Consider the following 12,078-nt stretch of genomic DNA (forward strand, 5'->3'; position numbering starts at 1 on the left):
TTTACCTTACTAGTTAATTAAATTTGGGTTAAAAGACCAAGAGTTATGACCTAAAATAATATAACCTTGGTTATTACTGATAAACGATTTCCCTGCCAGTTGGTTTGTTGCCAGAGAGATTGAGAATTGAATATATTTATCGCCCCATTTATTGGCGAATTGATTAGCTAGTTGAAGTATTGAGGAAGTCTGTTTGTCATTTAAGCTACCTTGAATAAGAAAGATGACGGTTTTATCTTTATTGATTTTTTTCCATGGCACATGGCTTTCGGCTAAACCAACTTCGGCTAACTTTAGTAATTCATGTGAGGGAATGGTAAAAACTTCACTATTTTTATAACAGCCTAAATAATCACGCATAACCTCATTAATGATTTTTTCATCTTTTGCTAAGGTTTGCTCTTTTATTTTACGTACAATAGGTTGGCAAGGATTAGATAAATCAACTTTGAGAACGCTAGGAATATAATCTGCAATCTTTGTTTCAATTTCTTTTTCTAAGATATCAATTCGTTTGATGGTGTATTTCTCATTATACTTTTCCTTGTAAAAGCGTTGGATACTCCAATCGGCTTCACGCTGTGTTTGTACTAATATCAATGTTTCATTTTTATTATCTAAGGTGACAATAATCGGATAATTGCTACCTTGTAAGATATTTTCTACGGTGTTGATTTTTTTACTTAAATTACTAGATGAATAAATCTGAGCTATTAGCACAATGGAAAATAAAGCAATAACAAATAAACCTAGAAAAATAAATTTCTGTTTAGATTTGATTGCTGGTGATAGTTTTGTTTTTCTATCGTCAATACGAATATCTGCCATTATTGGCTCGAAAATAGATATTTCCCATGGTGTATTCAGTATTTTGAATGCAATGGGAAAAGAGTCTGCCAACATCAGTTCTTGATAGACGACCGGTATGGTAATTGATTTTACACCATCATTGATGCTTAAGATTAACGTTGAATCATCACTTTCATCATTCTTTATGTCTGGCTCTATTTGTGTGTTAACTGATAATTCGTAATGGTTTTTGTCGCTGGGAATATAATACGTCGTGAAGCCATTATCATCAACTTCAGTTCGATACTGCACATTTGGGTCAATAACAATCAAATGCTTATCTACAGTGAGCATCAGCTCCTGCCCATTCATAGGGCCGCTAGCTATTTTCATAATGCAAGTGCGGCTGGTTGTACTTTTCATAAAGTAAATTCCGATAACAAGAAATTAGCGCTAGTAAAACGTATTGGCTAATTTTCGTCAGTAGAATTTATCTTAATCATTCTGACTGATTATGTAATAGATCAGGTATGAGTTATTCCGGACTATTCCTTTGTGTATTGCTGCATTTTCCGCCATTTTAGTGCTATCAATTTATTTAATATAAAGTAGAAACATTATGGTGAATACAAATATTGCTGCATTACTTGATGGCGTAGAGGAGAGATTCTCTTTGCAAGATAGCTTGGTGTTAGTTGTACCTAATGTAACAGCTGGCACATTAAATTTTCACTCTTCTTGTACAGGAGGGAAATTTAATATTACGGAACAGTCTCTGTTTGTTTGTTCACCATTAGAGTTTGATTTTATTAATAAAGATGGCTGGTCAGTTTTTTCAATGGTACTTTCTGAAGTTATAGAAATACTTGCTGTTATTGATACGGCAATGGGGCAATCTTTTCTTGCAAAAAACGAGGATGTGCAATTAAAAAACAATGAGGTTATTAGAGTTTCAAATGATTTCTCATCTGATTTATCAATAAAAAATTTAATAATTGATTTAATTATTCAACAACATTCTCAGTTTAATGCATGGTGCAATATATTAAGGCGCTATGAAGCTTATGGCATTATGCGTTTTTTACTTTCTGCCGCTGAAAAAGATAAGAATGCTAACATTAATCAATTATGTAAAAAGTATGGTGTGTCAGCATCTTATTTTAGACAACTGTATCGAGAAAACTTTAATAAAACAGCGAAAAGAAAAATCATGAGTGTTCGTATGGCTTCCGCAATTCTTCAGCTAATAGAAAGTGAAAATTCAATATTAGATATTGGATTAGAAGCGGGTTATTGCTCAGCCTCTCACTTTACTAATGATATTAAAAATGAGCTGGGTTTAACGCCCTCTGATATTAGGCACCTTGGAGTAAAATTATATGAACAGTAAAAGCAACAGAGTAATATTATTTACGCTCTTTTTACTGGGTATGAATAGTTTTTTAGCGCAAGCTGAAATGATCACTGCTGAGCCAGTGAAACAGGAAATAAATCAAGAAACATTTGTTGCCAACAATATTGCGGTAGGTAAGGTTTTTGACGCGATCGCTGAACGCCTCAACAAGCCGATTATCTTAAGCAAATTAGCCGCTCAGAAACGTGTAACGGGTAATTTTAATTTAGCGAATGCGGATGAAATGTTCAAAGCATTAACTCGCCGAATTGCCTTGGTGTGGTATGACGATGGCGCGGCTATTTATGTTTATGATAATAGTGAAATGCGTAGCGGTATTATTCCTATGAATAATGCTACTAGCCAGCAAGTGCTTAGTTATATCAAGAAGAATGGTATTTATGATGAACGTTTCCCTGTGCGTACTCAAGGAGGCAATAGTTTATTGTTTGTGTCTGGGCCACCTTTGTACGTTGAGCTAATTAAGGCGGCAGTACAGTATCTTGATGAGCAAGTTAAGCAAGAGTCATTATCAGGCGGGGAGCTAGCTGTGATCCCCGTTAAATATGCTTCTGTAACCGATAGAAGTTATGCGCTACGCGGCAATAATGTCACTGTTCCGGGTATGCTAACGGTGATTAACGATTTATTTAAAAACACGCCAGCTGGTGTGGTACCGACACAAAAAATCACGCCGCCACCGAAACAAACTACAGGTGATGAAATTGATACTTTAATGGATGCACCTATCGGTGAACCTGCTTCATCGCCATTCAATCCATCAGTGAGTTCTAATGTTCCTTTCTCGATCGTCGCTCATCCAGATAGCAATAGCTTGATTGTGAAAGGCTCTCCTGAGCAAATTCGTTATGTTCGCCAGTTGGTTAGAACACTAGATTCTCGCCGTCGCCAAGTTGAATTATCACTATGGATTATCGATATCACACGCAGTGAACTTGATAACTTAGGTGTGAATTGGGAAGTGGGTACGATTAATACAGGTAATACGGCTTTTTCTTTTAACCGTAGTACTTTATCAAATAGCACTGACTTCCTATTACGTGTTGATGCGCTGAGTAAAAGTGGTAATGGCCACATTGTGTCGCGCCCAGTGATCTTAACTCAAGAAAATATCCCTGCATTGTTTGATAACAACACCAGTTTCTATGCCAAGTTGCAAGGTGAACGGATTGCCACTTTAGAACAAGTGACATACGGCACGATGATCAGTGTGATGCCGAGAATTTCTTCTGGCAATCATGTTGAGATGGAAGTGAATATCGAAGATGGCGCGGAGAAGCAATCGAAAAGCGGCGAAGCGTCAAATGTTGAAGGCATCCCGTCCGTTAATCGTACCACCATCAATACTGTTGCACGTATCGCTAAAGATAGCAGTTTACTCATTGGTGGCTATACCCGTGAGCAAATTATTGAAAATGAAAGCCATATTCCATTATTAGGTGATATTCCATTATTAGGTGGCCTTTTTAGCCATACTTCCGTCAACAAACAAAAAATGGTACGTCTGTTTTTGATCCAGCCCCGCTTACTCGATGAAAATGAAGTTTGGGATGGACGTCAATTCTCTGAAAATAATCGTATTAAAGAACAAAACAGCCAATTACATGGCACGGTTCAATTCTTAAAAGCCTATATGGGGGAGTCATGGCAATAGCTCCAATGGGTTTGGGTTCCCGTATGATCAGTAGCACCCATGAGAAAACTAAGTCATCAAAAAGCAGTGACGATTCAGATGAAGTTTCGCGCGGTCAAGGGGTGATTGATAGCTCTGGGGAATACGCGTCGATGTCGATGCTTGCCGCGAGCCATGTGAAACGCAGTGGCTCAAAACAAGGCGAAACTGAAGATTGGATGCAATTTGCGGAGCGTATCCTTGATGAGCATGCTGATGAAACCATTCTCAATGTTGAAGGTGCACTTAATCGCCAATTTATGACACCAAAAGAGCTACGTGCTTTTTTATTACGTTTTTTTGCTGATCCCAGTGACTTACTGATGGCGCTCGCCGCACTAATTAATCGCGGCAAGTTAAAGCAAGAACAACTTGAACAGCTTAAAAAATTGGAAGAGCAGCTCAAAGCGGAAGATACCGATAGAAAAACCCAAGCAGGCGTTAATATTGCGCTGATTGCTAAGGCATTTGCTCAAAAAGTTAAGCAATCTGCAGGTAACTTACGCATGTTATACCGTGAGTTTCTCAGTTATGACGGCCCTGTTGTGTATTTGTATGAGCAATGGGTGGAAGAAATGGAGAACCAAGAGCGTGAAAATATTACGCGTTACTTGAGCCGAGCATTGGCCTGTGATTTACAAGCGTTGCCACTCGGCGATATTAATATCAGTGAATTTGGCAGCTATTTCATTCGAGTGGGGCGATTGCGTGAATTGCAATCACTCGATCATGTCTTTACTCAACAGTTTTTTCAGTCTGGATTATTTCGTCAATACGATAGTTTGATAACACCTGAGTTTGAAAAAAAACTGAGTCAATTATTTACCAACGGTTTACGTAATATTTCCAGCTTCGAAGAGAATCTATTGTTGTTTTTTTCATCACAATTAAGCGCATTCAGTACCGATCTACGGGCGCGTTTTTTGCAATTATTAATTTTAGCTTTTGGAACAATACCTACGGCAATTTTTGTTTCATTGGAAGCACGAGATCAATTAATACAGCAATTAAAGATATATATGGATTATGTGATGGCAAAAGAAGAAATCATGATGCGCAAAGATTTATGGGACAAGGAATAAACGCATGAATAAGTTTACAGGGTTTCTTTTAGCTATGCGCAGCCGTCCCGAACTCATGGTATTAGTGATTATGGTATTGGTCATTGCAATGTTGATCATTCCATTACCGACTATTTTGGTCGATTTTTTAATCGGCCTGAATATTATGATTTCTGTGCTGATATTCATGAGCTCCTTTTATATTACACGTATTCTTAATTTCCAATCATTCCCTTCAATTCTATTAATTAGCACCTTATTCCGTTTGGCATTATCGATCAGTACCAGCCGATTGATCCTGATCGAAGCAGATGCTGGGGATATTATTGCAACTTTTGGTGAGTTTGTTATTCAAGACAATTTAGTCGTGGGTATGGTGGTGTTTGCCATTGTGACTATTGTGCAATTTATTGTTATCACTAAAGGTTCTGAACGTATTGCGGAAGTGGCTGCTCGTTTTTCTCTTGATGCGATGCCGGGTAAACAGATGAGTATTGATGCTGATTTACGCGCAGGGGTGATTGATGAAGCGACGGTTAAAGAGCGTCGTGGCGATTTGGAAAAAGAGAGTCAATTATTCGGTTCGTTTGATGGTGCTATGAAGTTTATTAAAGGGGATGCTATCGCAGGGATTGTTATTATATTTGTGAACTTGATTGGTGGTATTTCTGTTGGTGTCGCACAGCAGGGCATGGATATGTCAACCGCGCTGAATACTTTTACGTTATTGACAATTGGTGATGGTTTAGTGGCTCAGATCCCAGCGCTGTTAATTTCAATCAGTGCCGGTTTTATTGTTACACGCGTTGGCGGCAATGATAAAAACTTAGGGCAAAACATTGTTTCTGAGCTGTTTGCTAACGATTTTACCATACTGATTACGGCATTTATTGTGTTATCTATGGGCTTTTTACCGGGCTTCCCGACAGCCATATTTATTTTCTTAGCTGCGCTATTATCGACACTGTTTCTCGTGCGTTTTTTGAAGACACGCAAAGAGAAAAAACAGCAAGCTAACAATGAGTCAGTGAATGTTGATTCAGAGGTCACTGAGGGGGAAACTCAGCGAGAAAATAGCCATGTTGAGCAAGAATATATCCCTGAAACATTGCCGATTATTATTTCGGTTAATCAAAAATATAAAAAGCAGCTCGAAGAAAAAGGCTTTTTATCGCGCATGAAAAAGGATGTGTTTGTCCGTTATGGTTATCGGATCCCTGATATTGCGATTAACTATTCACCTATTGTTCCTGAGAATAAAATCATCATTTTAATTAATGAAGTCAAAGCGGGTGAATATGACATTTGCTTTGGTAGTTATCGTTTATTAACCATGAGCGATGAATTGGAATATTTAGGTATAGAGCTGAAACATTTAACCGATGAATATGGCGCAATTAGTTCTTGGTTTAATCCGCAAGATATAGAGCAAGTTGAACAACTTGGTTTGATGTCACGGGATGATGTTTCCGAAATGATTGATTGTGTGGGGACTTTGCTACTTCGTCATATTAATGAGTTTTTTGGGATCCAAGAAACGAAAAATTTACTTGATGATTTAGAAGCCAAATACCCAGAACTCTTAAAAGAGTGTTATCGCCATTCGACCGTGCAAAAAGTCACTGAAGTTTTCCAGCGTTTATTAATGGAAAAAATCTCAGTGCGTAATATGAAATTGATTATTGAAACCTTGGTGCAATGGGCCCCAAAAGAAAAAGATGGTCTGATGTTAGTTGAACATGTCAGAACGTCGATGTCTCGCTATATCTCTTCTCGCTTTGCTGTCGATGGGCGCTTAAATGTACTGATGGTGAATTCAACCTTTGAAGACACTATACGTCAAGGTATTCGCCAATCTTCAGGTGGGGTTTATTTGCACTTAGAACCTGAAAAAACGAATGAGTTAATTCAAGCCGCTGAATTGGCTCTTGAAAATAGTCATTTATCTATTCGCGATGTCAATGTTTTAGTGCCAGTAGATATACGCCGTTTTGTAAAAAAAATTCTAGAAGGACGTTTTCCCGAATTAGAGGTGCTCTCATTTAATGAAGTCTCTGAAATGGTGAAAGTGAATATTATTAAGACAATATAAGGAAATCTCCTATGAAATACCGTTTTGTCGATGCATTAAACCAATTTTTAAACTCGATGGGTCGCAGTGATTTAGTTAACCCACAATTAGATTGTCATTCCAATATTCAATTAGAAATGAGTGATTCACCTGCTATTAATATCGATTTATCCGGTGATGAGTTGATTATTTGGTGCAATATTGCTGACTACAGTGCTGCGCGTTTGGATTCGGCTAGCCATGCCTTATTGAATATGATTGTCGAATATCCACCTCGTAATTTTCAACCGGGTCAACCCGCGCTCAACCTTGTTGAAAATGAATTGGTACTCTCCGCGGTGATGAAGGAATCTGCGTTAAATGACACGCAGCTATTTGCTGATAGCTTTGAAGAATTCTTTGAGCGCAGCAATCAATTTAGAACCTTGCTTGTTAGCTAAATGATGAATCTATTTGATTCTTGCGCGCATCCTGCGCGCATTCATGGCTGCCTGATTGAAGCACCACTTCATGGGGTGTTTATCGGTGAAATTTGTGTGGTAGAACGCTCCCTGCTTTCTAAAGAGCGTATAGCAAAAGCACAGGTTGTGGGTTTCAAAGAAGGTTTAACGGTGCTTAGCTTAATTGGTCGCACACAAGGGCTGACACGTGAAGTGGTGATCCGCCCGACAGGACTTCCTTTCGTGTTCGACATGAGTGAGCAGCTAGCGGGCAAGATCTTTGATGCCGCAGGGGAGCAAGTTGGGGTTCTGGGGGAAATAGGCGAAAATTCTGTCTTGCATGATCATCGGGTGATGCGTATTGATAATCCGCCTGCGAGTGTGACATCACGTAAACCCGTCAATGAGCCCCTTATAACAGGCATTCGTGCTATTGATAGCCTACTAACTTGTGGGCTGGGTCAACGCATTGGCATTTTTGCAGCGGCGGGTAGTGGTAAAACGTCACTCATGAATATGATCATCAATCATGCAGAGGCTGATATTCATGTTGTTGCACTAATTGGTGAGCGTGGACGCGAGGTTATTGAATTTATTGAAGAGCTACAAGCGTCTCCTCATGCGGCACAAACGATTTTGATCTATGCCACCTCAGATAGCCCACCGATTGAGCGCTGTAATGCAGCTTTACTGGCGACAACCATTGCAGAGTATTTTCGTGATCTGAACCGTAATGTGCTGTTGTTTGTTGACTCAATGACACGTTATGCAAGGGCTCTACGTGATGTTGCCTTAGCCGCGGGTGAGCTACCTGCAAGACGTGGTTACCCTGCTTCCGTGTTTGAACAATTGCCGATGTTACTTGAGCGCCCTGGACGTATGCAACAAGGCTCTATTACTGCCTTTTATACGGTGCTGCTTGAAAGTGAAGAAGAGGCCGACCCGATAGGTGATGAAATCCGCTCAATTCTAGATGGACATATTTATTTAAGTCACAAATTAGCGGGACGTGGGCACTACCCTGCCATTGATGTACTACACAGTATTAGCCGTGTTTTTCAAAAGGTGACAACAGAACAACACCGTCAATTTGCGACCAAGGTTCGCGATCGCCTCTCAAGATTGGAACAAATTCAACTGTATTTAGAGTTGGGTGAATATCAACGTGGCGAAAGTGAAGACAACGACAATGCGTTAGATAAAAAACAGGACATAGAACAGTTCTTACAGCAAAAAATGGATCAGGCTGAGCCTTTTGAAGGCATGTTAAAGCATCTTAGTTATTTGGCTTCCTAATGATTAAAAATCTTCTGACGTTAACAGAGCGCCGCCTTGATCGTACTTTGCAAGAACAAACGAAATTACAGCTAGCGATTAAAGCGTTAGAGCAACAACGTACTGATATTCAATCTCGAATGGTTGCTTTGGGAACACAAACAAATTTGTATGAGCAAGCTGCACAATTGAGCCAAGTTGCATTTTGGGAACGGCAAAGATTAAAGGCTGCTTTATTGGCTGAGATTGCTCATTTGCAATATCAAACGGAGTTAATTGGCAGTGAGTTAGCCAAGTACGAACAATCAAGAAAACAAATTGTTGCACGCATGTTTGCTTTGCGTAACAAGTGCGAGAAATTCCGAAATTATCTAAAGCAACAACGGCTTGCTAGATGTTTAAAATTAGAACGTCAGCAACAAAATGAAATTGAGGAGTTGTCCGTCTATGGCAACAATAAAACTGGAGTTTAGTGAACCTTTATCTCGACCAACGGAAGATCTGTTTATTCCACCAGCGGCAGGAAAAAAAGCAGATAGCCAAACGGCGATTAAAAAACGCATTGTAGATGCTGCATCAAAAAAAGCGTACCCATCAGAACCTAAAAAGCATCGTTGCAAGTGGGCTGAAGAAACGCTGGCACCGTTAATAGCTCAACTACCCGCCAATATGCAACAGGCTGAAACGGTAGAAAAGTTAATGGCATTTTGCCAATTGAATTTAGAGGTAAAAAGTGAAACTCCACTTGATGGGCTGCCATTGGCAAGTGAGTTATCGCTAGCTTCATTGAGTGTGCCTACAACAATGCTAGGCTTACAAGTGGGTAACAAGCCTGCTGCTGTGACAAAAAGTCAGATAACAAATAATACAGTGGAAACTCATAAAACAATTTCAAATTATGATGAAACTACTGAAGTTATCACACCGAAATTAGTGACTGAATTAGCGTCATCATCTATTAATCAGCATGCCAAGTCATCATCAACATCTCATTCACTGTTAAGCGATGTTGTTGATATGCCAGAAAAACCATTATCTACATCAGATAAAACATTATCTATGTCCGACAAGCCATTAACGTCTGTTCGTGACATGTCACGCGGTGACATTAAGGTAACTGATGATGGTTCCACCATGTTATCAAACAAACAGCCGAATGCATTGATGACAAATAAACCATCGCAAGCTGAATTACCTAACGAAAGTAGTTTGAAAAACAATCAATTAAGTACTAACTTGGAGGCGATGAACGCCAAGTCAGCTATACAGTCTGGTGAAGCGATCATTAACCCGCCGATCCAACACCAGCAGTTGGATAATCAAAATGAAAGCCCAGATGTCTTAGCGATGCAAAACAATCTCGGGGCTCAAACATCGACAAATACGACGGCAATGGCAGGTACGCTTTCTCAACCGCGCCAGCAAACCAATAATGTCAGCAAAATAGCGGAAGCAATGGCGAAAACAGCCTCAGTGACTGCTGATAGTGTCGCGAAAGTTGAAGGTCGTAGCCTGACTTATACTTTTAATCAATGGCAAAACAGTCCTTCAGTGACGTTTGAATTGGCTGCTCGTGGTAGCGAACTTCTTGCGACAACCACCAGCCCTGAAGTTCATCGGGCTTTGCACGAAAATCAGCACCTGTTTCGCAGTGAGCACCCCTTGTCGATTCGTCATGAAGAACAACGTCATGAGCGCCAACGTCAACAGCAGCAAGAACAGCCTGAGCAAGAAGATAATTAATTATGTTGAATATTCGTCGTATTAGCCAGCAGGCGATCCAAACTCGAATTTGGCAACACTGTTATCAGCCTGAGTTGGGCGTGAGAACGCCAAAGTTGGGAACACGCTATTTTCAACTGAATTTAGTTAGTTCTAATGAAAAAGTACAGGTTTTGGTTGGGGCTGAAGATTGGTGCCATTATCACTGGCCATCATTGGTGTATTACGCGTGGAACACACTAGACGGCGCGAGCTTGCTCAGTTTATTCCAATTTGAATATTGTGACACTCTGTTTTTCTCCGAGCATTTCCGTTGTGAATCACTCGAAATAATTGATTATGGTGCGACTCAGACACATTGGTTTTGTGTGCAAGAACCTCTGCTTGGCCAAGTGTGGTTATCTACACCGATTGAAGGATTAGTGGCAAAAACAGCACCAAAGACAATGTTAAACGAGTTGAAATTACAAGCGGATTGGGTGTTGGGACACAGTCATATTAGCGCGAAGCTTTTGCAGTCTATTACGCTGCATGATGTGTTTTATATCCAACAATTACAACTCACGATGTCAATCGCAGGGCGTTTTATTGCTCGCTTTCAAAAACAGCAAGAAGGTCAATTTATGATTGAAGAAATGATAGAAACAGACTTGGTAGATGATGAATTATCTCAGGAAGAACAATTTATTGATGAGGCCATTCAGCCGTTTGATGTTAATGCCTTATCAGTAAAACTGACGTTTGTGTTAGGACATAGCGAAATAGCCGTCAATGAATTAGCGAATATTCAGCCTGGTTCCGTGTATTCGATAGGTGAAAATAAAGAGCGTGAAGTTAAAGTCTATGCGAACAAGCAACTGATTGCTGAGGGTGAGCTTATTTACATTGGTGATAGTGATGAGTTGGGCTTGGAAATTACGCGGCTAGTGAGTTTAGGTAATAAAGGGTTATAGCATGTCGATTGTATCGAATGAAATCCCCATGCTGGCGGTTGTTTCACTGGCAACCTTACTTCCTTTTATTATTGCGGCGGGAACTTGTTACTTAAAAATATCTATCGTGCTGATCATGGTACGCAATGCGATGGGGGTACAACAAGTACCGTCAACTATGGCTTTGAATGGTATTGCGATGCTGCTATCGCTCTTTATCATGATGCCTGTTATTCAAGATATTAATCAGTACATGCGTGAAGAGCCTGTCGATTTCGGTAATGTCGAATCCGTTGATAATTTTGTCGATGGTGGGTTGGGGCGTTATAAAGCGTATTTACAGAAATATTCAGATCCAGAATTGGTTAACTTTTTTGAATCAGTACAGCAGGGGCGCAGTGAAGATGAAATCCATGCAGAAGAAAATCAAGCGACGTTGTTTTCATTACTGCCTGCTTATGCATTAAGTGAAGTGAAATCTGCGTTCGAAATTGGTTTTTATATTTACCTTCCTTTTGTAGTTATCGATTTAGTGATATCGAGCATTCTCTTAGCATTGGGGATGATGATGATGAGCCCAGTCACAATATCAGTACCCGTGAAGTTGATTTTGTTTGTCGCGATTGATGGGTGGTCGCTGATTTCGAAAGGGCTAGTGATGCAATACCTTGAACTGGCACAACAATAATAAGGAGACTGGAT

At 39.8% G+C, this 12,078-nt stretch carries 11 protein-coding genes; 10 read left to right on the forward strand and 1 reads right to left on the reverse strand.

Annotated elements, in window-relative coordinates:
- Nucleotides 1-9 precede the first annotated feature (9 nt).
- The gene (locus AC3Z9T_RS19380; RefSeq protein ID WP_490127727.1) at nt 10-1,212 is read right to left on the reverse strand and encodes a PrgH/EprH family type III secretion apparatus protein; all 1,203 of its coding nucleotides are present in this window, start codon (nt 1,210-1,212) and stop codon (nt 10-12) included.
- 196 nt (nt 1,213-1,408) lie between these two features.
- Here AC3Z9T_RS19380 and AC3Z9T_RS19385 point away from each other — a divergent pair, with 196 nt between their 5' ends.
- From AC3Z9T_RS19385 to AC3Z9T_RS19430, 10 genes are read left to right on the forward strand one after another with little or no spacing between them, the layout of a single operon-like run.
- The gene (locus AC3Z9T_RS19385; protein ID WP_490127728.1) at nt 1,409-2,179 is read left to right on the forward strand and encodes a helix-turn-helix domain-containing protein; all 771 of its coding nucleotides are present in this window, start codon (nt 1,409-1,411) and stop codon (nt 2,177-2,179) included.
- Nucleotides 2,169-3,857: a type III secretion system outer membrane ring subunit SctC gene (gene sctC, locus AC3Z9T_RS19390; RefSeq protein WP_490127729.1), complete on the forward strand. Its 1,689-nt coding sequence runs from the start codon at nt 2,169-2,171 to the stop codon at nt 3,855-3,857. Before AC3Z9T_RS19385 ends, sctC begins: the two co-directional genes overlap by 11 nt.
- Nucleotides 3,848-4,957 carry a type III secretion system gatekeeper subunit SctW gene (gene sctW / locus AC3Z9T_RS19395; protein WP_490127730.1) on the forward strand — a complete coding sequence of 370 codons (1,110 nt, stop codon included), beginning with the start codon at nt 3,848-3,850 and terminating at the stop codon, nt 4,955-4,957. Before sctC ends, sctW begins: the two co-directional genes overlap by 10 nt.
- Nucleotides 4,958-4,961: 4 nt before the next feature.
- A complete protein-coding gene (locus AC3Z9T_RS19400; protein ID WP_490127731.1) occupies nt 4,962-7,028 on the forward strand; it encodes an EscV/YscV/HrcV family type III secretion system export apparatus protein in 2,067 nt (688 codons plus the stop codon).
- A gap of 11 nt (nt 7,029-7,039) precedes the next feature.
- Nucleotides 7,040-7,447: an InvB/SpaK family type III secretion system chaperone gene (locus tag AC3Z9T_RS19405; RefSeq protein ID WP_490127732.1), complete on the forward strand. Its 408-nt coding sequence runs from the start codon at nt 7,040-7,042 to the stop codon at nt 7,445-7,447.
- Between the two features lie 3 nt (nt 7,448-7,450).
- Nucleotides 7,451-8,743 carry a type III secretion system ATPase SctN gene (gene sctN, locus AC3Z9T_RS19410; protein WP_490127795.1) on the forward strand — a complete coding sequence of 431 codons (1,293 nt, stop codon included), beginning with the start codon at nt 7,451-7,453 and terminating at the stop codon, nt 8,741-8,743.
- On the forward strand, nt 8,743-9,195 hold the full coding sequence (locus AC3Z9T_RS19415; protein WP_490127733.1) for a hypothetical protein: 453 nt from the start codon (nt 8,743-8,745) through the stop codon (nt 9,193-9,195). Before sctN ends, AC3Z9T_RS19415 begins: the two co-directional genes overlap by 1 nt.
- Complete coding sequence (locus AC3Z9T_RS19420; RefSeq protein WP_490127734.1) at nt 9,170-10,465, forward strand: SpaN/EivJ family type III secretion system needle length determinant; 1,296 nt, start codon at nt 9,170-9,172, stop codon at nt 10,463-10,465. Before AC3Z9T_RS19415 ends, AC3Z9T_RS19420 begins: the two co-directional genes overlap by 26 nt.
- Before the next feature lie 2 nt (nt 10,466-10,467).
- Complete coding sequence (locus AC3Z9T_RS19425) at nt 10,468-11,397, forward strand: FliM/FliN family flagellar motor switch protein (RefSeq protein ID WP_490127735.1); 930 nt, start codon at nt 10,468-10,470, stop codon at nt 11,395-11,397.
- Nucleotide 11,398: 1 nt separating this feature from the next.
- Nucleotides 11,399-12,064, forward strand: coding sequence for an EscR/YscR/HrcR family type III secretion system export apparatus protein (locus tag AC3Z9T_RS19430; protein WP_490127736.1), 666 nt, complete (start codon nt 11,399-11,401; stop codon nt 12,062-12,064).
- Nucleotides 12,065-12,078 lie beyond the last annotated feature (14 nt).

Source organism: Providencia sp. 6390, assembly GCF_058148425.1.

Coding starts and splice junctions, on each gene's coding strand:
- AC3Z9T_RS19380 (WP_490127727.1), bottom strand. CDS start 1,212: ATGAAAAGTACAACCAGCCGCACTTGCATTATGAAAATAGCTAGCGGC.
- AC3Z9T_RS19385 (WP_490127728.1), top strand. CDS start 1,409: ATGGTGAATACAAATATTGCTGCATTACTTGATGGCGTAGAGGAGAGA.
- sctC (WP_490127729.1), top strand. CDS start 2,169: ATGAACAGTAAAAGCAACAGAGTAATATTATTTACGCTCTTTTTACTG.
- sctW (WP_490127730.1), top strand. CDS start 3,848: ATGGCAATAGCTCCAATGGGTTTGGGTTCCCGTATGATCAGTAGCACC.
- AC3Z9T_RS19400 (WP_490127731.1), top strand. CDS start 4,962: ATGAATAAGTTTACAGGGTTTCTTTTAGCTATGCGCAGCCGTCCCGAA.
- AC3Z9T_RS19405 (WP_490127732.1), top strand. CDS start 7,040: ATGAAATACCGTTTTGTCGATGCATTAAACCAATTTTTAAACTCGATG.
- sctN (WP_490127795.1), top strand. CDS start 7,451: ATGAATCTATTTGATTCTTGCGCGCATCCTGCGCGCATTCATGGCTGC.
- AC3Z9T_RS19415 (WP_490127733.1), top strand. CDS start 8,743: ATGATTAAAAATCTTCTGACGTTAACAGAGCGCCGCCTTGATCGTACT.
- AC3Z9T_RS19420 (WP_490127734.1), top strand. CDS start 9,170: ATGGCAACAATAAAACTGGAGTTTAGTGAACCTTTATCTCGACCAACG.
- AC3Z9T_RS19425 (WP_490127735.1), top strand. CDS start 10,468: ATGTTGAATATTCGTCGTATTAGCCAGCAGGCGATCCAAACTCGAATT.
- AC3Z9T_RS19430 (WP_490127736.1), top strand. CDS start 11,399: ATGTCGATTGTATCGAATGAAATCCCCATGCTGGCGGTTGTTTCACTG.